General features: G+C 41.3%; 25 protein-coding genes and 1 pseudogene. 11 read left to right on the plus strand and 15 right to left on the minus strand.

The features are described from left to right. Positions 1-98: 98 nt before the first annotated feature. The 3 genes from DX073_RS04895 to DX073_RS04910 all read left to right on the plus strand — a co-directional run bounded on the left by DX073_RS04895 (position 99) and on the right by DX073_RS04910 (position 2,511). The gene (locus DX073_RS04895; protein WP_115006046.1) at positions 99-830 is read left to right on the plus strand and encodes an ABC transporter permease; all 732 of its coding nucleotides are present in this window, start codon (positions 99-101) and stop codon (positions 828-830) included. Then, positions 827-1,534: an ABC transporter permease gene (locus DX073_RS04900; RefSeq protein WP_115006048.1), complete on the plus strand. Its 708-nt coding sequence runs from the start codon at positions 827-829 to the stop codon at positions 1,532-1,534. The genes DX073_RS04895 and DX073_RS04900 overlap by 4 nt, the downstream gene beginning before the upstream one ends. A 614-nt stretch (positions 1,535-2,148) precedes the next feature. Continuing rightward, a complete protein-coding gene (locus DX073_RS04910) occupies positions 2,149-2,511 on the plus strand; it encodes a diacylglycerol kinase (protein ID WP_115006052.1) in 363 nt (120 codons plus the stop codon). A 54-nt stretch (positions 2,512-2,565) separates the two neighbouring features. Here DX073_RS04910 and DX073_RS04915 read toward each other — a convergent pair whose 3' ends face one another. The 3 genes from DX073_RS04915 to DX073_RS04925 all read right to left on the minus strand — a co-directional run bounded on the left by DX073_RS04915 (position 2,566) and on the right by DX073_RS04925 (position 4,827). After that, entirely contained in the window at positions 2,566-2,931 is a 366-nt protein-coding gene (locus DX073_RS04915) for a DUF423 domain-containing protein (RefSeq protein ID WP_029102349.1), read from the minus strand. 17 nt (positions 2,932-2,948) lie between these two features. Then, positions 2,949-3,800, minus strand: a complete 852-nt coding sequence (gene rpoH, locus DX073_RS04920; RefSeq protein WP_208854347.1) for an RNA polymerase sigma factor RpoH — start codon at positions 3,798-3,800, stop codon at positions 2,949-2,951. Positions 3,801-4,464: 664 nt separating this feature from the next. Next, a complete protein-coding gene (locus DX073_RS04925; protein ID WP_115006054.1) occupies positions 4,465-4,827 on the minus strand; it encodes a sulfurtransferase TusA family protein in 363 nt (120 codons plus the stop codon). 331 nt (positions 4,828-5,158) lie between these two features. On the opposite strand from DX073_RS04925, the gene DX073_RS04930 reads away from it, so the two are divergent. From DX073_RS04930 to epmA, 3 genes are all read left to right on the plus strand, one after another. Beyond that, complete coding sequence (locus tag DX073_RS04930) at positions 5,159-5,857, plus strand: YidB family protein (protein WP_115006056.1); 699 nt, start codon at positions 5,159-5,161, stop codon at positions 5,855-5,857. 144 nt (positions 5,858-6,001) lie between these two features. Then, entirely contained in the window at positions 6,002-7,066 is a 1,065-nt protein-coding gene (locus tag DX073_RS04935) for a 4-phosphoerythronate dehydrogenase (RefSeq protein ID WP_115006058.1), read from the plus strand. Continuing rightward, on the plus strand, positions 7,059-8,027 hold the full coding sequence (gene epmA / locus DX073_RS04940; protein WP_115006061.1) for an EF-P lysine aminoacylase EpmA: 969 nt from the start codon (positions 7,059-7,061) through the stop codon (positions 8,025-8,027). The genes DX073_RS04935 and epmA overlap by 8 nt, the downstream gene beginning before the upstream one ends. Here epmA and trmD read toward each other — a convergent pair whose 3' ends face one another. After that, entirely contained in the window at positions 8,028-8,786 is a 759-nt protein-coding gene (gene trmD / locus DX073_RS04945; RefSeq protein WP_115006063.1) for a tRNA (guanosine(37)-N1)-methyltransferase TrmD, read from the minus strand. A 6-nt stretch (positions 8,787-8,792) separates the two neighbouring features. Further along, complete coding sequence (coaD, locus tag DX073_RS04950; RefSeq protein WP_062498941.1) at positions 8,793-9,278, minus strand: pantetheine-phosphate adenylyltransferase; 486 nt, start codon at positions 9,276-9,278, stop codon at positions 8,793-8,795. 152 nt (positions 9,279-9,430) lie between these two features. Between coaD and DX073_RS04955 the strand changes: the two genes are divergently transcribed. Beyond that, a protein-coding gene (locus DX073_RS04955; RefSeq protein ID WP_228707437.1) for an IS1 family transposase occupies positions 9,431-10,131 on the plus strand; the annotation gives its coding sequence in 2 pieces (ribosomal slippage) (positions 9,431-9,779 and positions 9,779-10,131; 702 coding nt in all). Between the two features lie 78 nt (positions 10,132-10,209). Here DX073_RS04955 and nfsA read toward each other — a convergent pair. Beyond that, positions 10,210-10,992, minus strand: coding sequence for an oxygen-insensitive NADPH nitroreductase (gene nfsA / locus DX073_RS04960; protein WP_115006065.1), 783 nt, complete (start codon positions 10,990-10,992; stop codon positions 10,210-10,212). A 355-nt stretch (positions 10,993-11,347) separates the two neighbouring features. Here nfsA and smpB point away from each other — a divergent pair, with 355 nt between their 5' ends. Continuing rightward, positions 11,348-11,815, plus strand: a complete 468-nt coding sequence (gene smpB / locus DX073_RS04965) for an SsrA-binding protein SmpB (RefSeq protein ID WP_115006066.1) — start codon at positions 11,348-11,350, stop codon at positions 11,813-11,815. A 45-nt stretch (positions 11,816-11,860) separates the two neighbouring features. Here smpB and infC read toward each other — a convergent pair whose 3' ends face one another. From infC to DX073_RS04980, 3 genes are all read right to left on the minus strand, one after another. Beyond that, positions 11,861-12,358 (minus strand): translation initiation factor IF-3, encoded by a 498-nt coding sequence (infC, locus tag DX073_RS04970; RefSeq protein ID WP_079324888.1) that lies wholly within the window; start codon positions 12,356-12,358, stop codon positions 11,861-11,863. A gap of 167 nt (positions 12,359-12,525) precedes the next feature. Next, positions 12,526-12,939, minus strand: a complete 414-nt coding sequence (locus DX073_RS04975; RefSeq protein WP_115006070.1) for a hypothetical protein — start codon at positions 12,937-12,939, stop codon at positions 12,526-12,528. An 18-nt stretch (positions 12,940-12,957) separates the two neighbouring features. Then, positions 12,958-13,617: an HD domain-containing protein gene (locus tag DX073_RS04980; protein WP_115006071.1), complete on the minus strand. Its 660-nt coding sequence runs from the start codon at positions 13,615-13,617 to the stop codon at positions 12,958-12,960. A gap of 440 nt (positions 13,618-14,057) precedes the next feature. Here DX073_RS04980 and DX073_RS04985 point away from each other — a divergent pair, with 440 nt between their 5' ends. Next, positions 14,058-14,441: a hypothetical protein gene (locus tag DX073_RS04985; RefSeq protein ID WP_115006073.1), complete on the plus strand. Its 384-nt coding sequence runs from the start codon at positions 14,058-14,060 to the stop codon at positions 14,439-14,441. A 326-nt stretch (positions 14,442-14,767) separates the two neighbouring features. Beyond that, entirely contained in the window at positions 14,768-15,271 is a 504-nt protein-coding gene (locus tag DX073_RS04995) for a hypothetical protein (RefSeq protein ID WP_115006076.1), read from the plus strand. Positions 15,272-15,471: 200 nt separating this feature from the next. Here the strand turns inward: DX073_RS04995 and DX073_RS14660 are convergent. The 6 genes and pseudogenes from DX073_RS14660 to DX073_RS05015 form a co-directional block, all read right to left on the minus strand. Beyond that, positions 15,472-15,697 (minus strand): annotated as a pseudogene (locus DX073_RS14660) (transposase); the annotation flags it as partial. Beyond that, positions 15,649-15,804, minus strand: a complete 156-nt coding sequence (locus DX073_RS14265) for a hypothetical protein (RefSeq protein WP_181814370.1) — start codon at positions 15,802-15,804, stop codon at positions 15,649-15,651. The pseudogene DX073_RS14660 and the gene DX073_RS14265, both read right to left, overlap by 49 nt. Before the next feature lie 147 nt (positions 15,805-15,951). Beyond that, positions 15,952-16,173 (minus strand): DUF2788 domain-containing protein, encoded by a 222-nt coding sequence (locus tag DX073_RS05000; RefSeq protein WP_062501070.1) that lies wholly within the window; start codon positions 16,171-16,173, stop codon positions 15,952-15,954. A gap of 68 nt (positions 16,174-16,241) precedes the next feature. Continuing rightward, positions 16,242-17,435 (minus strand): 5-demethoxyubiquinol-8 5-hydroxylase UbiM, encoded by a 1,194-nt coding sequence (gene ubiM, locus DX073_RS05005; RefSeq protein WP_115006079.1) that lies wholly within the window; start codon positions 17,433-17,435, stop codon positions 16,242-16,244. Between the two features lie 27 nt (positions 17,436-17,462). Beyond that, positions 17,463-17,900 (minus strand): hypothetical protein, encoded by a 438-nt coding sequence (locus tag DX073_RS05010; RefSeq protein WP_115006081.1) that lies wholly within the window; start codon positions 17,898-17,900, stop codon positions 17,463-17,465. Between the two features lie 203 nt (positions 17,901-18,103). Further along, positions 18,104-19,147, minus strand: a complete 1,044-nt coding sequence (locus DX073_RS05015; protein ID WP_115006083.1) for an FAD:protein FMN transferase — start codon at positions 19,145-19,147, stop codon at positions 18,104-18,106. Between the two features lie 200 nt (positions 19,148-19,347). On the opposite strand from DX073_RS05015, the gene cas12a reads away from it, so the two are divergent. Further along, entirely contained in the window at positions 19,348-23,133 is a 3,786-nt protein-coding gene (gene cas12a, locus DX073_RS05020) for a type V CRISPR-associated protein Cas12a/Cpf1 (RefSeq protein ID WP_115006085.1), read from the plus strand. The last annotated feature ends 2 nt before the right edge of the window (positions 23,134-23,135 follow it).

Consider the following 23,135-nt stretch of genomic DNA (forward strand, 5'->3'; position numbering starts at 1 on the left):
GTTACCCCTTAACAAAGCAATACTTAAAATAGACAAGCAAGCCTTGTCTATTTTTATTGAACAGCCATCAACACAATAACCACAAAGACCGCCACACCATGTTAGAACTCCACGGATACACCGATTTACTTTGGCAAGGCACGATTTTGACCATCAAATTAGGCGTAACAAGCCTGATTTTCGGCCTGATTTTCGGGCTATTGGGGGCAACTGCCAAGCTCTCTAATATTTGGCTGTTTAAAAGCCTTGCCAACATCTACACAACGGTGGTGCGTGGCATTCCTGAACTCTTGGTAGTCTTTGCCATCTATTTTGGCGGTGACATCATCGTGTCGTTTTTTGCCAAAGAAGTCTTTGGTTATGGCGGGCGGATTGATATTGGCAGTTTTTGGCCAGGTGTGGTCGCCCTATCGGTCATGTTTGGGGCGTATGCCACCGAAGTGTTTCGCATGGCGATCCAAGAAATCCCCAAAGGACAGTGGGAAGCCGCCCAATCACTGGGCATGCGACCTACTCAGACCTTTTTTCGCATTATCCTGCCACAGATGTGGGTGGTTGCCTTACCTGGTTTGGGCAATTTGTTTTTGGTGCTATTAAAGGACACTGCTCTTGTCTCGCTCATCGGGCTTAAAGATTTGATTTATTATTCATCTCGTGCCGCCCAGTCCACCCAAGAACCTTTTACCTTTTATCTTGTGGCGGCTCTTATTTATCTGTGTCTGACAGCAGTCGTCACTGCCTGTATCAGCTTTGGCGAATGGCGAGCCAATCCCGCCAAACGTTACGCCCAAAAATTACTTAAACAAAAACATACGGGGGCAAACGCATGAGCTGGAACTGGCAAGCGATTATCACGCATTTTCCCGAGCTTCTAAAAGCATCCATCACCACCTTGGAGCTTGTGGCATTATCCAGTGTCATCGGGCTGATTTTTGGGGTGATTTTGGCACTGCTTAGACTCTCCAAAAATCCTTTGGTGCAGGTTTTTCCTTTTTTATATATTTTCTTTTTTCGTGGCACGCCCTTATTGGTGCAGGTTTTTCTGATTTATTATGGTCTCGGGCAGTTTAAAGCCATTCAAGAGAGCGTACTGTGGAAGCCTGTGCTTAGTCAAGCCTACTGGTGTGCCATCATCGCCTTTACGCTAAACACCGCCGCTTATGTCGCTGAGATTGTGCGTGGGGCGATACAAGCAGTTCCTCGTGGCGAGCTTGAAGCGGCGGATGCTTTGGGTATGTCGCCTGTACAAAAATTTACCCGCATTACCCTGCCCCGTGCCTTTGGGATTATGATACCTGCATACAGCAACGAGGTGATTTTTATGTTAAAAGGCTCGGCACTGGCAAGCACCATCACGGTCATGGACTTGATGTACGCCTCCAAAGTCATCATCGCCAAGACGTACCTGACCTTAGAGATTTATTTTGCTGCAGGTATCATCTATCTGCTTATCTCATGGTTGATATTGGCACTGTTTCGCTTATTTGACCGCTCATTTAATAAGCACAAAAGATATAATCCTGTTCAAAAATAACAAAAACGGCAACTTGGTTTGCCGTTTTTGTTTGTTACAAATACATCCTTAATCCCCAAAAATCTCATGATATTTTGGAAAATACATCCACCGAATCCCAAAAAAATACCACAAATCCACATAAAATAAAGCGGGCCCACCTTCTGTATTTGCAATGAAAAATGAGAAAAATCGCCCGTTTTTCAAGGAAAAAGTGAAGCTTGATGGTTATTCTATCAAACAAGCTTTTAAATTCGAGCCACAATCCGAACCATTCAACTGGGTAAATTTTAAGAATTTTAGCTTAATTTTTTTAAATTTAAGCGTTTGGATAGCCATTTTTCATGCAAAAATTGATTGCAATTTTAAGTTTTCACTTCTCTCTTAGCTTAAGACGCTAACTTATTGATCATCTGATAATTATTTTTTGGATTGTAGGGGCGAATTGCAATTTTCCCTTGATAAATCAATTACTTGTATAGATTTGAAAATGGGGTAGTTTTCATCTTATTTTATAAGAATATTATCAATGGTAGGCATACCCTAGTATTTTAGCAGGTTTTGGGCGGATTGAAAAATGGATAACGGGTGGGTATAATGGCGGGAATTTCCCATTATCAACCTACCAAATCGCCATGTCCGAATTTAACAAAACCAAAGGGCTAAAACGCATCATCAAAACCTTATCGTATTCCAAAGACGGCTTTAAGGTGGCTGTTAAAGAGCCTGCCATTTTTCAGTTAATGATGTTACATTTACCCTTAATGGGATTGGCGTTGTGGCTAGATTTTGCTTTGGCGGTTAAGATGGCGTTAATCATCGGCTCGTTTTTATCGCTCATTGTGGAATTTTTTAACACTGCCCTAGAAGCCGCCGTAGACCACACTTCGATGGAAATTCATCCCCTTGCCAAAATCGCCAAAGATGTCGGCTCGTCCGCCCAGTCGCTCGCACTTATTTTGGTGGCGGTGCTGTGGGGCATGGCGATGTTTGGATAAAAACAAAAGAGCAAAAATTTGCTCTTTTATCATGATTAATCATCAATCAACCCATCAGCCATCCGACTTCTTGACAAAAACCAACATCAGCCAGCCGATGATGAGTAGCGTTCCACCCATCGGGGTTATCGCCCCAAGCCATCTAGGCATCCCCAGTGCCATCAAGTAGAGCGTGCCACTAAAAATGGCAATGCCTATTTGCAAGGTCATGGCAACCCTATGAATGCGATAGGCAGATACCGCCCCCAATACGCCCAACGCCAATATCCCTAAGCCATGCACGAACAGATAGAGTGTGGCAGTCTGCCAAATATCAAGCTCATAAGGCGTGGCGATTTTCTTTAAGCCGTGAGCCCCAAACGCCCCAAGTGCCACCGCTGTCGCAAGATTCACGCCTGCTACTTTTATCCAGTTTATCATTTGTTCATCTGTTCGTTCTAATCAAAGAGCATGTTATCAATGGTCATTGCTTCACGGATTTTATCCATGGCGTTTTTCTCAATCTGACGCACCCGCTCGGCTGAGATGTTATAAACCGCCGCTAAGTCATGCAAGGTGGATTTTTGGTCGGCAAGCCAACGCTGAGTGATGATGTCTCGAGAACGCTCATCCAAGCCGTCCATCGCTTCTTTTAGGGCGGTGGTCGTATTCTCTTCCCAGTCAGCATCTTCGACCATTTCGGCAGGATTGACCCCATCCTCCAAAAAGAGCTGGGGAGCATAACGCCCATCTTCATCGTCAGAGTCTTGTAACTCAAAGGACGCATCATAACTGGTCAAGCGTGATTCCATTTCTAGGACTTGTTTGACCGTGACGTTTAGGTCTTTGGCGATGGCTTCGGCTTCTTCTAAGGTGAGCTGATTGCTTGATTTTTTAAGGCTACGCAAATTAAAAAACAGCTTGCGATGTGCTTTGGTGGTGGCAACTTTGACAATCCGCCAATTTTTGATGACAAATTCATGAATCTCCGCCTTAATCCAATGCACCGCAAAGCTCACAAGGCGTACGCCCTTGGTGGGGTCAAAGCGTTTGACCGCTTTCATAAGTCCCAAATTACCTTCTTGAATCAAATCCGCCTGCGACAGACCATAACCTGAATAACTGCGTGCGATGTGTATCACAAACCGCAAATGACTCATGACCAGTAGCCGTGCCGCTTCCACATCGCCATCTTGATAGTACCGCTCGGCAAGCTCTCGCTCTTCATCGGGGGTCAAGATAGGAATCTGATGTACGGTATTGATGTACGCTCCCAAATTCACCCCTGGGGCGGTCAAATTGGTGGGCATGGCAGGCACCAAATCCTTGGTGGCGACGTCATAGCGTGGTACGGCATTCGGGGCATGACTGGCAAGCACAGGGGCAAGGCTCGCCCTATCATGGGACTGCTCGTCCGTTTCTAATTCACTCTCTGACTCATCGAATGCCAGCTCATCAGCGTCATCAATCTCATGAAAGCCGTCCAATTCGTCTAATTCATCAGATAACAACTCATCAGACAGTAGCTCATCAGAAAAACCGTCAAGCTCATCTAATCCATCATCTAGCTCATCTTCATCTAACATATCAGACGACTTAAAATCACGCTCATCGGCATAATCACCGCCATAATCGTCAAAGTCATCAAAACCATCATAATCATAATTTTTGGGCATGTTTTCTTTCTACCAACAAATCATCAGTTTAAATATCGCCCCATTTTAAGCCGAAATCCGCCCAAATGCTAGCAGTTTTTACACCTTTTTGTTAGGACGTGTGAACATTGATAACATTTATTAACATTTGGTGAAATTTTATGATTTTAAATTATTTTTGCATGAAAAATGGTCAAATCTTGTAGCTCGAAGTCAAAATTTTGTTTGATAGAGCGGCTATCAAACTTCATTTTTTCCTTAAAAACGGGCAGTCCCCTTGCTTTTTTAAACAGGTATTTTTCATTGCAAATACCAACGTTCAACACGCCCTAATCAAAAAGTGAAAGATTGCATCTGTTTGCCCATACGCCCATGTCTTGACCGTTAGCCCGTTTTTTTGGCAATACGCCACAAGGTCAGTTTGTGAATTTTTATCGGTGGCAAGCAGATACAACCCCCGCCCTGCCCCCACATCTCGCAAGGTTACTTTTGCCTTTAACAAAGGCATGGGGCAGGGCAGACGGCGTGCATCAAAAAAATGACTGACACACGCTACATCATCGGCGGTTATCAGACGCTCAGTCAACGCAAAATGCAAAGCATCCGTCATATTAACATCATCTGCCACATCGGCGGGCACAATGTCATAAATAAGGTCAAAAACAGCAGATAAATCGGTCATGGCAATGGCTCAAAATGGGCTCAAAAAATGGCTTAAAAACAGCTTAGAATAACCCATCATGGGGGCAAATCCATGACTTTACAAGATAATCACGGGACAAATCAATGTCCATACTATTTTTTATAAAAGCCAAATCGTTATGTTTCTTATGTCAATTTTTGGCATGATGTAAAATAAAACAGACACCACTATAAACAAACCTACGTCGCTTAATAATTCATCCATTTACAAAAACCTTTAATAAAAATAACGCAGGTTCACCAAAATTCTGATAAGATAATGCATGATTTGGCAATTTCGCCAATATTTACTTTATTTAATAGGATACTCCATGAGTTTATTACAAAACATCATCACCCAAGTCGCCCAAAACGCCCTAACAGGTGGTCAAACCCAACAGCAAAACAGCGGGCTTGGTGGCATGCTAGGTAGTGTACTTGGCGGTCAATCTCAACAAAACAGTGGTCTGGGCGGCATGCTTGGGCAAGTGGTGGCAAGTCAGCTTGGCGGTGGTCAATCCCAAGCCCAAGGCGGACTAGGCGGTGTACTAGGCTCGCTGTTAGGTGGCGGTCAAACTCGCCAAAACGTGCCTGCCAGTGACCTAGGCAGTGTCTTGGGTCAAGTGCTTGGCAGTCAGTCCGCCCAACAAAAAGGCGGATTCAACAAAAACACCCTGCTACTGGCACTCATCCCCATCGTACTGGGCTATATCCAAAAAAATGGCGGTCTATCAGGCGTACTTGCCAAATTCCAAGGCAACGGGCTGGGCAATAAAGCCCAATCATGGGTAAACATTGACACCGATAATGACGGACTAGACGCCCAAGACGTGATGAGCCTGTTCGGCAAAGATGAGATTAACCGTGCCTGTCAGCAAACAGGGGCGAGCGAGACAGAAGTCTGCCAAGGCATTGCCGAGCTTCTGCCACAGGTGATGAACGACCTAACCCCCAATGGCGACCTAGCCACCGAAAACAAAGCTAATGCCGAGATTAGCCAGATTTTACAGCAGGTAAATACCAATCGCTAGTGATTAATTCAAGCCATTTTAGTAGGGTGCTTAACTGCACCTTATTATTTTTAAAAGAAGTACAATTCTTATCTTCGGCTTAATTTACCAAAGTGAATAGTATTCACCCATCTAACATACCCATCCCGCCAAAGGCATAACCCCATGATAACCATTTTAGCCGATGAAAACATCGCCCATTTGGACGATTATTTTTGCCATGATAATACCACGCTTATCAAATTAAAAGGGCGTGAAATTAACCAATCTGCCATTGACAGGCATAATCCAATCGCCCTACTTATTCGCTCGGTAACACCTATCAATGCTGACACCATGACCAATCCTAATAATATCAAATTTATCGGCTCGGCAACGATTGGTACAGACCATGTGGATAATGAATTTATCCAAAAACACCATATCCATTTTGCCAATGCTAAAGGGTCAAGCAAACATTCAGTTGCCCAATATGTCATTACCGCCCTTTTAAGCAAATTTCCCAATTTAATCCATAAAAAAATCACGCTGGGCATTATTGGCTTGGGCAATATCGGAGCAACGCTTGCCAAATATGCCAAAGACTTAAATTGGGATATTTTGGGATATGACCCTTATTTACCAACATCAGACATTAATAACGCAAATTTTAATGAATTATTAGCAAATAGCGACATTATCTCCATTCATACGCCATTAACCAAAACGGGTGATTATCCTACTTATCAATTATTTAATCATTCCGTTTTTGAACAATTAAAAAACCATGCCATTTTAATCAATACCGCTCGGGGCGAGATTATCCGCCAAGATGATTTATTATGGGCAATAGAGAATAAAAATTTAAACGTGATATTAGACGTTTTTCCTTTTGAGCCAACGATTGATAAGACACTGCTTGATAACCTTACCCTTGCCACACCCCACATTGCAGGCTATACCTTGGACGGTAAACTGCGTGGGACAGACATGATTTATCAGGCGTTTTGTGAGCATTTTAATTTACCTGTTTTAAAAAATATGGATAAGTTATTACCGCCCAATCATTACCATTGGCAAACATTAAAAAATGAATTATTAAACGGAAATACCGATATTTTAAAAAGCTATTATGGCATTTTAAAAGATGATAACGAGTTACGCCACATTTGCACCAATAACGTACACGGGGCGGATTTTGATAAATTAAGAAAAGACTATAATTTAAAAAGAGAATGGCTTTATGACTAATACCGATTACCGCCCAAGCATGACCTTAGATTTGGCAATGAGTAAAGCTGAGATGATTGGCGACATTCGTCAGTTTTTTAAAAGTCGGGGTGTGTTGGAGATTACCACGCCCATATTATCCAATCATGGCAATACCGATATTTTTATAGAAAGCGTGAGTGCCAATTTTAAACAAGCTGGTCAATTAAAAACAGGTTATCTACACACATCGCCAGAATTTGCCATGAAAAGAGTATTGGCGGATTATCAAATACCAATTTATCAAATTTGTCAAGTGTTTCGTGATAATGAAAAAGGACATAAGCATAATATAGAATTTACCATGTTAGAATGGTATCGCCCCAATTTTAGTTTGGACGATTTGGCAAATGAATTAAATGCTCTCATCGGCGTGGCATTGCATAAAAATCTACCCTTTAAAACCTATCGCTACGCCCAAGCCTTTATGGATATACTTAGCATTCACCCTTTTTCTGCCGATATTGAGACACTACGACAAACGGCATTACAGCAGGGCATTAACCTAGATATGGGCGATGATAAACAGGGTTGGCTGGATTTGTTATTTAGTCATGCGATAGAGCCGACTTTGGGGTTTGATTTGCCGACACTCATCACCGATTATCCTGTGGCGACTGCGTCTTTGGCAAAAGTGGCGACAGACGTGGACGGGCATGCCGTTGCCAAACGCTTTGAGCTGTATATCAACGGCATAGAGATTGCCAACGCTTATGATGAGCTTGCCAGTGGTGATGAGCTGTATCAGCGATTTACGCAGGACAATATTGAGCGGGCAAAACTAGGCTTGCCGACCATGCCGATTGACATGAACCTAATCCGTGCGTGCGATGACTTACCGCCATGTAGTGGCATTGCGTTGGGGCTTGACCGCCTGTTTATGGTGCGTGAGAAGCTCTCTGACATTAGTGAAGCGGTGATGATGATGACGGATAGGGCGTAACTATTCATCCAAATCCGCCAACCACTTCGCCTGCTCTTTGGTGGGTTCAAACCGCTCCCATAAGTCAGGGCGACGCTCTTTGGTGCGTTTGACTTGCTCCAAAAACCGCCATTTGGCAATGTTGGCATGATGACCTGATAACAGAACATCAGGGACTTTTTTATCCTTAAAAATCAAAGGCTTGGTATAGTGGGGACAGTCTAGTAGCCCATCGACAAAGCTGTCTTCTAGGGCGGATTTGTCATCATTCATCACGCTTGGCAAACGGCGAATGACACTATCCATCAGCACCATCGCTGGTAGCTCGCCCCCTGTCAGTACATAGTCGCCAATGGAAATCTCGCCATCGACATAGGCACTAAGTAGCCTTTCATCAATGCCTTCATAACGCCCACAAAGCAGTATCATGCCATCAAGCTGGCTACATTCTACCACCGTCTTCTCATCTAGGGTCTTGCCCTGTGGCGACAGATAGATGACAGGGCAGGTAGGATTATCCTTACCCATGCTCCCAAAATGCTCATCGACTAAGGCTTTGGCGTGTAATATCGCCTGCTCCAACGGCTCGGCAAGCATGACCATGCCAGGCCCCCCACCAAAGGGACGCTCATCAATCCGCCGATAGTTGTCCGTGGTAAAATCTCTGGGGTTAATGGTGTGTATCACCACCTGCCCCCGCCCAACCGCACGTCCTGTAATGCCGTACTCTGTGGTCGCCCCGAACATCTGGGGCAAGATACTAATGACCGCAAAAAACATAACGTCTTACCCACCGAACTTTTTGGCAAAGCCGTCAAGCACACAAGACGGCACGAACTTTGAGACATCACCACCGAGTTTTGCCACTTCTCGCACGAGCGTGGACGAGACGAACGAGTACTCTTGGGCAGGGGTCAAAAATACCGCTTCAAAGCTCTCATCTAAGCTACGGTTCATGTTGGCAAGCCCAAATTCATACTCAAAATCACTCACCGCACGCAGTCCACGAATGACCGCCACCGCATTTTGCTCTTTGACAAAATCCACCAGTAGCCCTTCAAAGCCAACCACCGACACCCGTTCATTGTCCTTAAAAATCTCCTGTACCAGTGCCACTCGTTCATCAAAGCTAAATAACGGCTTTTTGTGATGAGCGAACGCCACCGAGATGATGACTTCATCAAAGATTTTTAAGGCACGATTGACAAGGTCAATGTGTCCGTTGGTAATGGGGTCAAAGGTGCCGGGGTATAGGGCTTTTTTTGGGGTCATGGTTCTTATGATTTACTAAAAGTGATATTAAAAAGTGCTTATGGTAGCAAACTTTTGGCGGTTTTGGGGATTTTATTTTAAATTTTGGTATTGTTAAAAACAAATACATAAGTTAAAATAGCTCAATACTTTACCATATAGAGTAAAAACCAATGAACGAAACATTTGATAGTTGTCCTAAATGTAAGCACAAACACTTTGTCAAAGCAGGTTTTAACAATGGCAGACAACGCTATAAGTGCAAAGGTTGCAATCATTACTTTTCGGTACATAAACCAACGCATCATAAAAGCGAAGAAACCAAGCAAATGGCAATCAATATGTATCTAGAAGGTTTGGGCTTTCGCTCAATTGGTCGCATATTAGGTATTAGTTATGGCACAGTCTATCAATGGGTTAAAAAACTTGGTGAACAACATCAAATTAAACAAGATAGCAATCAAGCGATAGATATCGTTGAGCTTGATGAGATTCATAGCTACACCAAGCATAAAAAAACGCTTGCTGGACTTGGGTTGCCATTGACAGAACAACAAAACAAATCTTAGGTTTTGTTTGTGGCAGACGAGACACCAACACCTTTAAACAGCTTTACAATCAATTGAATATCCATAACATTCAACTGTTTTGTAGTGACTACTGGAAATCTTACCTTGAAGTCATTCCAAAATCAAAACATATGACAAGCAAAGCTCAAACTTTTACCATAGAGGGCTATAATAGTCTCATTAGGCATTTCACAGCAAGATTTAGAAGAAAATCAAAATGTTATTCTAAATCCGAGAAAATGATAGAAAACACTTTGAACTTACTGTTTGCTAAGTGGAATGGAACTTTGAATTATGTATTTTAGTTTAACAATGCCTAAATTTTTATAAAAAAAAGAAAAAGCCGAACTGTTGTCCAGCTTTTGTCCGACTTTTTGGTTTTCTTAGCGTTTGGCAAAACCTTGCGATTGCAAATAGTCTAGCATAAACGGACGCACGTCCCCGCCAAAGGTGTCGGCGATTTGAGCCCTCCAGTCAAGCTCCAAGCCACGACCGCCATAGTAGGCTTTAACTTCATCGTTATAAGCGGATAACACATCATCGCTAGGGGTTTGATAAGTGTCAGTTGAGACGATGACATCAAGCGGTAGGCGTGGTCGTTGCGATTGGTTGATTTTGGAATCCCAGTCAGGGTGTCCTAGACACAGCCCAAACAGTGGCACGACGTGTTTTGGCAAAGCCAATAGCTCGCCTGCTCGCTGAATGTCGTTACGCAGTGAGCCGATATAGACCCCACCCAGCCCTAGACTCTCGGCAGTTGCCAGCATGTTTTGAGCCATGAGAGCCGAGTCAATCGCCCCGATGAGCATGACTTCTGTCCAGTCGGTATTGACATCGGCAAGGGCATGATGACGATAAGCGTCCATACAAAACACCAAATATTCGGCACAGTCTTCGACATAGCCATGTCCCAACCGCTTGCCTTGGGCGAGAAGGTCGTTATATTTGTCTTTGCTTAGGTTGTTGGAGATTTGGCGAAATGCCGTCCGCTTTGCCTTATCACGCACACGCACCACGCTCACCGCTTGTAGGTAGCTTGATGTCGAGACGGCACGCCCTGCTTCCAAAATAGCATTTAGCATCTCATCAGAGATTGGCTCGCCGGTGTATTTACGCACAGAGCGGTGATTTAGCAGGGTTTCTAGGGTTGGTTTTGAGTCAAGCATGGCAAATCCTATGATGATAAATTTGCCTTATCTTATCAAGTATCACCCCCAAAGGCAAATGCTGTTTTATTGGACAAATGTAACAGGGGCGTGGCTTTGTTTGTAATTATCCACCAAATCTCTTATAATAGGTAGGGCGTGCCTACCCCTGACAACACTCTTATAAAATAAGATGAAAATTTAACGCTTTCATCCATTTTTGCATGAAAAATGGCTAAATCTGGTTTTTCTACGTCAAAATCCTTGTTGATATTCTAATATCAACGGCAGACTTTCCTTGAAAAACGGGCGATTTTCTCCATTTTTCATTGCAACCAAAAGGCAGGTACGCCCTAGACAATATTGAGATACAAACATGACAAAAAAACCGTCAAACCAAATCTGTGCCAACAAAAAAGCCCGCCACGAATACTTTATCGAAGAGACCTTTGAAGCAGGTCTATCACTTGAAGGTTGGGAAGTCAAATCGATACGAGCAGGCAAAATGGCAATCACGGACGCTTATGTGATTTTTAAAAATGGCGAAGCGTTCTTGTTCGGGGCTCACATTCAGCCCTTACTGACCAGCTCCACGCACATCAATCCTGACAATATCCGCACCCGTAAACTGCTTTTGCACCGCAAGCAGATTGATAAACTCTTTGGCATGGTCAATCAAAAAGGCTATGCGGTCGTCCCTTTGTCCTGCTACTGGAAAGGCAGTCGGGTCAAATGCGAAATCGCCCTAGCCAAAGGCAAAAAGCTCCACGACAAACGAGCCACACTCAAAGAACGTGATTGGCAAATGGATAAAAAACGTGGCTTTAAGGCGGACATGAGGTAAAACAAAACCCCAATCGGCATTTTGATTGGGGTTTTTGGATTTTGCTCACTTCTTCTTAGCAGGCCCTAGTAGCATACCCATTTGGCGACCTTCCACCTTGGGGGCTTGCTCTACACTGGCTATCTCTTCGGTATCTTTGATGATACGTTCAAGTTGGGCTCGTCCAATCTCTTGGTGGCTCATCTCACGTCCACGAAAACGAATAGAAACCTTGACTTTGTCTTTATCTTCTAGAAATTCAACAATTTTGCGCAATTTGACCTGATAATCCGCTTCTTCGGTACCAGGGCGAAGCTTGATTTCTTTGACTTGGGTTTGTTTTTGGTTCTTTTTGGCTTCTTTTGCCTTTTGTTTTTGTTCGTACAAATGGCGTTTGTAGTCCATAATCTTCGCCACAGGCGGTTTGGCGTCTGGGACAATCTCAACCAAATCCAAATTGGCATCGCGTGCCTTTTCTAAGGCTTCTTTTAGGCTGACAACGCCAAGCTGTTCGCCGTCTTCTTTGACTAGGCGGACTTCTTTGGCACGAATTTCTTCGTTAATGTTTAGGCGGTTTGACGGTTTAATGGGTCTTACTCCAATAAAAAGATAGACCCTTATTTTACTTAAAAATTGTGGGGATTTCAAGGGGTTTTTAAACATAACCCGTATTTTTGTTATTTAATATGGAAATTTACTTAATTATTCTGTATAAACACCAGAAAATCGCATCATTCTTTTCTAAAAAAATAAAACCCACCTCCATAACTGCTATACCCCCAATCACCATTTAATTTTTCAACAATACGCTTGGCATAGCGTTCATAAATATTATCTTTTCGCTCGGTGCTTGATGTAAAACTAAAATGTTTAATTTCATCAACACCCTGTTGATAGGACGAGTGATTGACATAATTTACAATCGCCTTGATAATCCGCTCAATGGTTTGAAAAGGATGTTTGTTATAATTAACATCGTCCATTGTTTCATCATCAACATAAAATAATGCTGATTTGCCATATTTTTCCTTTAAAATTTTAAAGTCAGGAATTAAAGTAAAATAAAACCGCTTGCCCGTATAATACACCTGATAATAACCACAACCAGGAATGCTAAATTTATCAATGACGATTTCTTTGCTCATAAAACTCCATTAAAAGGATTAACTGATGATTTGATGAATGGACTGTTTAAGGCAATCTATATCAATATTATCAGAAAATTCTGCCGATAATAATTTCATTTTAAACGCATCAATACCAATCAACTTTTTATCAAAAATAATACTTGCCAATAATTGATAGGCAGTATGATATTTTAAAAGGTTTTTAAGTTGTTTTTGGTTTAATTCATCAATGCTGTTTACGCCCAATCTTTGATAATTTAAATTGCTTTTTAAATCAGACAATTTAACAATCATTGCTTTAAATGCCACTTCTTGCCCATCTAAATAATACTGATACAACCGCACCAAATAATCCACATAATTTTGTTTAAATAAACAATTTTTATTAAATGCTGTATCATTATCACTGTGCGGTTTGGTCATTAAGCGTATGCCATTGGCGACCGTCTCGCCATAATTTGCCTGAATGATTTCATAAGATAACCCACAATCTTCCACGCTGTCGTGCAAAAGTCCAATTTCCATACAATCAAAAACAAAGTTTTCATCGCTAATGGCTAATTGCTCGCAAATGCGTTTGGCATTGTTCGCCACTTCATACAAATGATGATAGTAAGGACTACCACCTTTATCTACTTGATTTTTATGCAGTTCTTTGACAAATGACGCACAGACGTGATAACGCTCAATTCTCATAAATTGCTCGCAAAGATGATAAATTAAATGTCAGGTTGGCGAATTGCCGATTGAGAATGGGGGGTAAGATAACGATAAAATCGTCCAAAAAGAGAAGTTACGCAATGAGTATAACCAACTCAATACAAAAAGTCAAGACTTACAAACCGCCAATTTTACTCTTTTTTGATTAATAAAATAAATATTAAAAATTTAAAAAATATATTGACAAATAAAAGTTTGTATTGTAATATCTAAAAGTAATCAAAAAAACACCCCGATTTCCCCCACTCCTTCAATCTTTATTAAATTTTCTCCAACTTTTCTTTAATTAAATTTATTATGCGATGTTTGTTGTTTGACAAACATTAATACCCTTCTCTTTTCTTTTTTTTAATCCAATTACTTATTCAACCTTAATAACCCGCTTAATTTATCAACCTTTATTGTGGAGTTATTCTATGAATAAATCAAATCGTGTGTCTATTAAAAACAGCACCCCAATTCTTTTTAAGCAAGACATTGAATGTTTTATCCATAAATTTCAAAAACATGATGCGGTCATTATCACGGCATTGCGTGATGATTTTTATAAATACAAACAACCTATCTTGAACAATAACAGAGCATTGTATTCGGCATTGTTTGCACTGGATTATCCCATTACCGAACTTGACAGTTCTTATATTAAAGATTATCAAAAACTTTTAAAATTGAACAATGATTTCTTTATGGGGTCTTATTTGGTGGTCAATCGGTTTAATAAACCTGATTTTATTGAAACGATGGTAAAATTGGCAAATTATTATGGACAAGAATTTATTTTTGTCATTCAAGGGGGGTGAAAATCCCAAAGGGTATTTATTGGGGACAAAAGAAAAAGGCAGGTTAAAACTTGGGCAAAGATTGTTTTACCCAGAATGTCATTTTTTAATGAATAATCCTAAGTTTTTTAAACCATATCGTAACAGAAAATTTTATTTTACAGGGGCGATGAAGGACAGTAAAATTCTCAATAGTCAAATGCAGGGTGTGTATCAACCTGCAAATTGGTTGGGTCGGTGGGCGTGTTCAACAATGGGCAAAAGAGTATTAAGGGAAATTGGGATTTTATGTTCTTAATATATTCTTAATATTTGAAAATAAATTGAGTTAATAGAAGGTAAATAATATGACGGTAATTGAAGAATTAAATAACCTATTACATTTTAATAAAAAGTTAAGTAAAAAAATTGAAAAACTTTTTCAAACCAATTTTACTTATCAAGAATATATGAAAATTAAAGAACATATTCAATATCAGGGTAAATATTTAAAACCCAAATACGATTATGAAGATTTTGAAAGAGAACGAGAAATGATTAGGTGTATTTTGTATTCTACGATTGGGCAAGAAAGTATGGATTGGGTAAAAGAATGGTCGGACATTCCTTATGAAATTTTTACGGGGACAGAACCCAATTCTTATGGATATGACCAAGTTAAATTATTTGTAGAGAATTATTATGAATTAATGAAAGAAACAGGGCGGTTAAAAATGTTTATTAATGAAGATTATTATCTTAATAAATGGCGAGAAAAACACAAAGACAAAAAAGACGAGATACAACAAAAGTTAAAATATTATCAAGCGTTGGTAGAAGATTGTCAAGAAGCTTTAAGGAGATTGGAGTAGGATTTTTATAAATTTTTAAGCACTGTTTTATTGCGATAAAAAAGAGTTGTAGTTAAAAAAATCCACTTAGTAATTAAGTGGGTTTCTAATAACAATAATGGCTAATATAAAATAAAACCCATTCAAAACTTTGAATGGGCTTGGAAAATTAACGCACGCACACTTCAAATTTGGCATTAATCACTAAACCTCTCTCCAAACTACCCCAACTCAAAATTATAAATCGCAGAAATTAGATTCACTCTCAATCCAAATTTTTTCCTGCGATTGCGGTAGCGACATGATAAGATGTTAAAACGCTTGAGCTTTCCAACGATGTGTTCATTGGTTACTCGCTTAGATGATAACATGCGATTTGCTTTTTTTATCTGCTTTGGTTAAAGGTTTAAGTTTTGTCTTTTTCTTTGGCAGTTGGCTATTTGCATGAGTGCTGTCGCCTTTGCTTTTTTGGGTCGTTCTATGGGGATTTCTGTAGCATCGATAAGTGCCGTTTCAAGGTTGTTGTCTTGCCATAAGGCTTTTTTACTTGGCAAAGCAAAGTCTTGGACGATGTGAAATTGACTGCGGTATTATCAGTAAAGTAAATGAGCTCAATCATAGACCCAGAAAGTGTTTAAACTGGAAAACACCTTATGAGGTTTATTTTGATGAAGTGTTGCAGTTGGTTTGATAATTCAAGCCTAAATAAACCACGTCTTTAACACAAACTCAATCACGATTTTTAATAAAAAGCCGACAAACCCCGCCCCCAATGCCACAAAAATCCAAAACGTCCCTGCCTTGCCAGCATTGGTGCTTTTTGCCATGTCCCACATGATAAAAAACAAAAAAGCAATGAACGCAGGCAGTAGCCCATACAGTCCAATCTTGACAATCAGTCCTTCGGAAATGGCAACAATCATAAGAACACCTGTGGATGAGTGAGTACAATAGTCTATTATAACATAACTTGATAAGATGGCGGTATGGCTTATTTACCTGTCAGTTGCCCTGCTATCCACCGTTTGACAGGCGGTAGATGGTTACTCACTCGCAGGGTCAAATCCCGCACCGTTTGCATGGGCGTGCTGTCATCGGTAAACATTTTTACCATCAGGTTGGTGCCGTGATATAGGGGGCGGGTGTGGGTTTGGTGGCGAACGTTGTATTTTTGTAGTAGGGCGGGGCTTGCGATGTCTTGCCCTTTGGCGTGAGCATCTAGGATGAGCGTGGCTAGCGTGTTCGCCCCCATAAGCCCTAGGTTAAAGCCGTGAGCGGTCACAGGGTGCATGCCCACCGCACTGTCACCCACCAATGCCGAGCGGGTGGAGACAAAGGTTTTGGCGTGTACGCCCATGAGTGGATAATGGTGTACGGTGCCCGCTAAGGTTAGCTTGCCCAAGCGGTCGCTCATCATCCGCTGAACTTCTAAGGCAAGCTCATCGGCATTCATGGCAAGCAGGCTGTCGGCTTGGGCATTATCTAGCGTGATGACACAGTTGGTCAGATGGTCGTGTAGGGGCAGCAGGGCGAGCGTTCTGCCGTACAAAAAGCACTCTCTGGCGGTCGCTTCGTTGGATAAGGGGTGTGATACCCGAAAGACGATGACCGTCCGCCCAAAGTCGTTCATCTCGGCTCCGATACCGAGCTTTTTACGCACAAAGGACAAACGGCTGTCCGCTCCGATGAGCAGGTTGGCGGTCAAGGTGTTGCCGTCCGCTAGGGTTACGCTTACCCCTTTATCATCGGTTTTGATGTCTTGGACGGATTGTTCGGTTAGGATTTGTACATTGGGCAAGTCTTTGACTTCATCATAAAAGGCTTGTCTGATGTTGTGGTTTGAGATGAGATTGCCCAAGCGGTCAATGCTGGTGAGCAGGTTCAAATCTTTTGGCACTTTAAAATGCAACGCATAATTAAAATCGCCATTATATACCTTAGCGTCAGCGAGTTTATAAATCTCATCATCGGGTATGCGTTGCCATGCCCCTAGGTTTAGCATAATCTCCCGTGAGCGGTGAGTCAAGGCAATCTCACGCCCGTCATAAGCAGGGTTTGCGATGGTATCTAGGGGGGATTTTTCGATGATGGTTACGGTCAAATCTACGCCCTTAAAATGCCGAGCAAACGCAAGACCTGCAGGCCCTGCCCCGATGATGATGATGTCGCTGTGTGCTGTGTTCATGATAAGCCTTATGATGGTGTGGGCGGGTTATTGGTGGTTGGCAAGTTCGTTTTTTAGGGCGGTTTTTAGCCAGCCTTTTAGATCGTCAGAGACCTGTGCCATGTGTTCGCCCAAAAAGTCGTCAATTTGCTTGCTAAGCTTGTCCGTAATGCGTGCTTCTAGGGCGTCCAAATCTTTGGGGTGTAGCCGTTGGGTTGAGGTGGATGTCTCGGTAAATAGGGCTTGGGGTGTTTCTAGGTTGTGAATGATACGGGCAGGGATGGGCGTGTCATCTCGGTGGATAAAGAACAAATCTTCAACGGTCTGCCCAAAATCTGCATGGTTAAACTCAAATTCATGGGCAGGCGTGCTACCATGGAGCATGTCAATGATGTCATCAAGCTCTTGATGAAAGGCGTTTTTGATGGCAGTGGGGGTGGCGTGCCAACGCTTGGTAAACTGGGGACTGGGCGAGAATGCGGTCATGATTATCCTTGTGGGGTTTTATGCTAGGGCGTGCTGAACGTTGGTATTTGCCATGAAAAACAAGATTTAGCCATTTTTCATGCAAAAATGATTTAAAGCGTTAAATCTCATCATATTTTTAATAATGTTATCAATGTTCAACACGCCCTATTGTAATGTAAATTGGCGGATTTTTAAAGGTAATACTACCAAAGAGTTGATGGTTAATTTTTGCCCTGCTGTTCAAAGGTGATAAAGCCTTGGCTTTTGTGAGTTTGCCAGTTGTCGCCATCTTTGATAATAAATAAGGCGATAATGCCATGTTCATCGGCAAGTTTGATCGCATCATCTTGGGGTATGGCGGTCAAGGCAGTTGCCCAGCCGTCCGCCAGTGCGGTGGTGTCGGCGATGACGGTTACGCTTGGCACGCCATTTTCCACAGGGCTTGCGGTGTGGGGGTTTATGGTGTGGCTGTATGTTTTGCCGTCATAGTCAAGCGAGTTGCGGTAGTTGCCACTGGTTGCCATGCTTTGACCTGATAAGGCAAGGGTGGTCATGATTTCACGGTTGGCGGTGGTGCTACCCATGATAGGTTTGTCAATGGCAAGCGTCCACGGCAGTCCTTTATCATTGACTCCGCCTGTGGCGATTTCTCCGCCAATCTCTACCATGTAGTTTGTGATATTATATTTGGATTTTAGAACGTCTGCTATCGTATCCACGCCATAGCCCTTGGCAATTGCCGAAAAGTCAAGCCCCACGCCATCCGCCGTTTTGGATAATTCATTGCCATTTAGCACGATTTTGTCAAGTCCGATGGTATCACGTACGGCTAGGATTTCAGATTCGGTGGGTGGATTTTGTAGGCGTTCTACACTCATCTTTGCCCCAAAGCCCCACAGCTCCACAAGCGGATAAACGGTTGGGTCAAAGCCGTGGTGCGACTTTTCATAGATGAGCCTGCTGTCGGATAACACTTTGATAAAATCAGGGTCGATTTGTATCGTCTGCCCTGCATTTAGGGCGTTGAATTTACTAATCGTACTGTCGGCTTGATAAGTGGACATGCTGTCGTTTATCTCATCAAGGCGGGTGTCTATGCTTGCCTGTATCTCGTCCGCAGTCGCACCTTTTGGTAACTCAAAGGTGATGTGATAGCTTGTCCCCATCGTCTGCCCGTCTATCTTTTGGTAAGTACTGGCTGGTGGGGTGGGGGTACAAGCGGATAAAGCAAGGATAGATAATGGGATAAGATATTGATATTTCATGATTTTGCATATTCTCAATCTACAAACAGTAGAAATTAGTGGTGTCGTTAGACGGTTAAAATTATAACACAACATGTCATAAAATGATATCTTTATCATATAGCATATTCTCATAAAAAAATATTGACAAGACAACTTGCCTTTCATAAAATACAACTGTACCAAAACAGTGCCCAGCCACCACCAAACGGAGATTTTTTATGTTATTTCAAGACTTTACTCATTTATATCCCCTATCAAAAACCGTGCGTTTTGAATTAAAGCCCATTGGCAAGACATTAGAGCATATCCATGCCAAAAACTTTTTGAGCCAAGATAAGACCATGGCGGACATGTACCAAAAGGTGAAGGCGATACTGGACGATTATCATCGTGATTTTATCGCTGATATGATGGGCGAAGTTAAGCTAACTAAGCTGGCAGAATTTTGTGATGTGTATTTAAAATTTAGAAAAAATCCCAAAGACGATGGATTGCAAAAACAGCTAAAGGACTTGCAAGCAGTTTTAAGAAAAGAGATTGTGAAGCCCATCGGTAATGGCGGAAAATACAAGGTGGGTTATGACCGCTTATTTGGGGCAAAGCTCTTTAAGGACGGCAAAGAGCTTGGTGATTTGGCGAAATTTGTCATCGCCCAAGAGAGCGAGTCATCACCCAAGCTTCCCCAAATTGCCCATTTTGAGAAGTTTAGCACCTACTTTACTGGCTTTCATGACAACCGCAAAAACATGTACAGCAGTGATGATAAGCATACCGCCATTGCCTATCGTCTGATTCATGAAAATTTGCCACGTTTTATCGATAATCTACAAATATTGGCAACCATCAAACAAAAGCATTCGGCATTGTATGATCAGATTGCAAGTGAACTGACTGCAAGTGGTTTGGATGTGTCGCTAGCAAGTCATCTGGGCGGCTATCACAAGCTTTTAACCCAAGAGGGTATCACGGCTTATAATAGGATAATAGGTGAAGTGAATAGTTATACGAATAAGCATAATCAAATTTGCCACAAATCCGAACGTATCGCCAAATTACGCCCCCTGCACAAACAAATCCTAAGCGACGGCATGGGCGTGTCGTTTTTGCCAAGCAAATTTGCCGATGATAGCGAGATGTGTCAAGCGGTCAATGAGTTTTACCGCCATTATGCTGATGTTTTTGCTAAGGTGCAAAGCTTATTTGATAGATTTGATGACTATCAAAAGGACGGCATTTATGTTGAACATAAAAATCTAAATGAGCTATCTAAGCGAGCATTTGGTGATTTTGGGTTTTTAAAACGATTCTTAGAGGAGTATTATGCAGATGTGATTGACCCAGAGTTTAATGAGAAATTCGCCAAGACCGAGCCTGATAGCGACGAACAAAAAAAACTGGCAGGAGAAAAAGACAAATTCGTTAAAGGCGTACATTCCTTGGCAAGTCTTGAACAGGTGATTGAGTATTATACCGCTGGGTATGATGATGAGTCTGTACAAGCAGACAAACTTGGGCAGTATTTCAAACACCGTCTGGCAGGCGTGGATAATCCAATCCAAAAAATACACAACAGTCACAGTACCATTAAGGGGTTTTTGGAGCGTGAACGTCCAGCAGGCGAGCGAGCATTGCCCAAAATTAAGTCAGATAAAAGTCCTGAAATGACACAATTAAGACAACTAAAAGAGCTACTAGACAACGCCTTAAACGTGGTGCATTTTGCTAAGCTGGTGTCGACCGAAACCGTATTAGACACTCGAAGTGATAAATTTTATGGCGAATTTAGACCTTTATATGTTGAGCTTGCCAAGATTACCACACTTTATAACAAAGTGCGTGATTATCTGTCGCAAAAGCCATTTAGCACCGAAAAATATAAATTAAACTTTGGCAATCCGACATTATTAAACGGTTGGGATTTGAATAAAGAAAAAGATAATTTTGGGGTTATCTTACAAAAAGACGGCTGTTATTATTTGGCGTTATTGGATAAAGCTCATAAAAAAGTATTTGATAATGCTCCAAATACAGGTAAAAGCGTTTATCAAAAAATGGTTTATAAGCAAATAGCAAATGCTCGACGGGACTTAGCTTGTTTATTGATTATTAATGGTAAGGTAGTTAGAAAAACAAAAGGATTGGATGATTTACGTGAGAAATATTTACCATACGATATTTATAAAATTTATCAATCCGAGAGCTATAAGGTTTTATCGCCAAATTTTAATCATCAAGACTTGGTTAAATATATTGATTATAACAAAATTTTAGCATCGGGATATTTTGAGTATTTTGATTTTAGGTTTAAAGAAAGCTCTGAATATAAGAGCTATAAAGAATTTTTGGATGATGTAGATAACTGTGGTTATAAAATAAGTTTTTGTAATATAAACGCCGATTATATTGATGAGTTGGTTGAGCAGGGTCAGTTGTATTTATTCCAGATTTATAATAAAGATTTCTCGCCCAAGGCTCACGGTAAGCCCAATTTGCATACTTTGTATTTTAAGGCATTATTTAGTGAAGATAATCTTGCCAATCCGATTTATAAGTTAAATGGCGAGGCACAGATATTTTATCGCAAGGCGTCTTTGGATATGAATGAAACCACCATTCATCGTGCAGGCGAGGTATTAGAAAATAAAAATCCCGATAATCCCAAACAGCGTCAATTTGTCTATGACATCATCAAAGACAAACGTTATACCCAAGATAAGTTTATGCTACATGTGCCTATTACCATGAATTTTGGTGTGCAGGGCATGACGATTGAAGGATTTAATAAAAAAGTTAATCAAAGCATACAACAATATGATGATGTGAATGTGATTGGCATAGACCGTGGCGAGCGACATCTGCTATATCTGACCGTGATTAACAGCAAAGGTGAAATCTTAGAACAGCGTAGTCTCAATGACATCATCACCACATCAGCAAACGGCACACAAATGACCACGCCTTATCATAAAATCCTAAATAAAAAGAAAGAAGGGCGTTTGCAGGCTCGTAAGGATTGGGGTGAGATTGAAACCATTAAAGAGCTAAAAGCAGGCTATCTAAGCCATGTGGTACATCAAATCAGCCAGCTTATGCTTAAATATAATGCCATTGTGGTGTTGGAAGATTTGAATTTTGGATTTAAGCGTGGTCGCCTGAAAGTGGAGAATCAGGTTTATCAAAACTTTGAAAACGCCTTAATCAAAAAGCTAAACCATTTGGTATTAAAAGATAAGACAGATGATGAGATTGGCTCATATAAAAATGCCCTGCAATTGACCAATAATTTTACTGACCTAAAAAGCATTGGCAAACAAACGGGATTTTTATTCTATGTGCCTGCACGGAATACCAGTAAAATAGACCCTGAAACGGGCTTTGTGGATTTGTTAAAACCACGTTATGAAAATATCACTCAGTCGCAAGCGTTTTTTGGTAAATTTGATAAGATTTGTTATAACACAGATAAGGGTTATTTTGAATTTCATATTGATTATGCCAAATTCACTGACGAAGCCAAAAACTCTCGCCAAACATGGGTCATTTGCTCGCATGGCGATAAACGCTATGTGTATAACAAAACCGCCAACCAAAATAAAGGGGCGACCAAGGGTATTAATGTTAATGATGAATTAAAATCGCTATTTGCTTGTCATCACATCAATGACAAACAGCCAAATCTGGTCATGGATATTTGCCAAAATAACGATAAAGAATTTCATAAATCGCTAATGTATCTGTTAAAGGCATTGCTTGCATTACGATATAGTAACGCCAATAGCGATGAAGATTTTATTTTATCGCCTGTGGCAAATGATGAGGGTGTGTTTTTTAATTCGGCATTGGCGGATGATACACAGCCACAAAATGCGGACGCCAATGGGGCATATCATATCGCATTAAAGGGTTTGTGGGTACTAGAACAAATCAAAAACAGCGATGATTTGGATAAAGTTGATCTCGAAATTAAAGATGACGAATGGCGAAACTTTGCTCAAAACCGCTAATC

This window comes from Moraxella lacunata (assembly GCF_900453205.1).
Lineage (GTDB): Bacteria > Pseudomonadota > Gammaproteobacteria > Pseudomonadales > Moraxellaceae > Moraxella > Moraxella lacunata_B.

Bases quoted from the DNA above. Each gene is read 5' to 3' on its own strand.
- DX073_RS04895 (WP_115006046.1), top strand. From the start codon at position 99: ATGTTAGAACTCCACGGATACACCGATTTACTTTGGCAAGGCACGATT.
- DX073_RS04900 (WP_115006048.1), top strand. From the start codon at position 827: ATGAGCTGGAACTGGCAAGCGATTATCACGCATTTTCCCGAGCTTCTA.
- DX073_RS04910 (WP_115006052.1), top strand. From the start codon at position 2,149: ATGTCCGAATTTAACAAAACCAAAGGGCTAAAACGCATCATCAAAACC.
- DX073_RS04915 (WP_029102349.1), bottom strand. From the start codon at position 2,931: ATGATAAACTGGATAAAAGTAGCAGGCGTGAATCTTGCGACAGCGGTG.
- rpoH (WP_208854347.1), bottom strand. From the start codon at position 3,800: ATGCCCACCAATTTGACCGCCCCAGGGGTGAATTTGGGAGCGTACATC.
- DX073_RS04925 (WP_115006054.1), bottom strand. From the start codon at position 4,827: ATGACCGATTTATCTGCTGTTTTTGACCTTATTTATGACATTGTGCCC.
- DX073_RS04930 (WP_115006056.1), top strand. From the start codon at position 5,159: ATGAGTTTATTACAAAACATCATCACCCAAGTCGCCCAAAACGCCCTA.
- DX073_RS04935 (WP_115006058.1), top strand. From the start codon at position 6,002: ATGATAACCATTTTAGCCGATGAAAACATCGCCCATTTGGACGATTAT.
- epmA (WP_115006061.1), top strand. From the start codon at position 7,059: ATGACTAATACCGATTACCGCCCAAGCATGACCTTAGATTTGGCAATG.
- trmD (WP_115006063.1), bottom strand. From the start codon at position 8,786: ATGTTTTTTGCGGTCATTAGTATCTTGCCCCAGATGTTCGGGGCGACC.
- coaD (WP_062498941.1), bottom strand. From the start codon at position 9,278: ATGACCCCAAAAAAAGCCCTATACCCCGGCACCTTTGACCCCATTACC.
- nfsA (WP_115006065.1), bottom strand. From the start codon at position 10,992: ATGCTTGACTCAAAACCAACCCTAGAAACCCTGCTAAATCACCGCTCT.
- smpB (WP_115006066.1), top strand. From the start codon at position 11,348: ATGACAAAAAAACCGTCAAACCAAATCTGTGCCAACAAAAAAGCCCGC.
- DX073_RS04975 (WP_115006070.1), bottom strand. From the start codon at position 12,939: ATGAGCAAAGAAATCGTCATTGATAAATTTAGCATTCCTGGTTGTGGT.
- DX073_RS04980 (WP_115006071.1), bottom strand. From the start codon at position 13,617: ATGAGAATTGAGCGTTATCACGTCTGTGCGTCATTTGTCAAAGAACTG.
- DX073_RS04985 (WP_115006073.1), top strand. From the start codon at position 14,058: ATGAATAAATCAAATCGTGTGTCTATTAAAAACAGCACCCCAATTCTT.
- DX073_RS04995 (WP_115006076.1), top strand. From the start codon at position 14,768: ATGACGGTAATTGAAGAATTAAATAACCTATTACATTTTAATAAAAAG.
- DX073_RS05000 (WP_062501070.1), bottom strand. From the start codon at position 16,173: ATGATTGTTGCCATTTCCGAAGGACTGATTGTCAAGATTGGACTGTAT.
- ubiM (WP_115006079.1), bottom strand. From the start codon at position 17,435: ATGAACACAGCACACAGCGACATCATCATCATCGGGGCAGGGCCTGCA.
- DX073_RS05010 (WP_115006081.1), bottom strand. From the start codon at position 17,900: ATGACCGCATTCTCGCCCAGTCCCCAGTTTACCAAGCGTTGGCACGCC.
- DX073_RS05015 (WP_115006083.1), bottom strand. From the start codon at position 19,147: ATGAAATATCAATATCTTATCCCATTATCTATCCTTGCTTTATCCGCT.
- cas12a (WP_115006085.1), top strand. From the start codon at position 19,348: ATGTTATTTCAAGACTTTACTCATTTATATCCCCTATCAAAAACCGTG.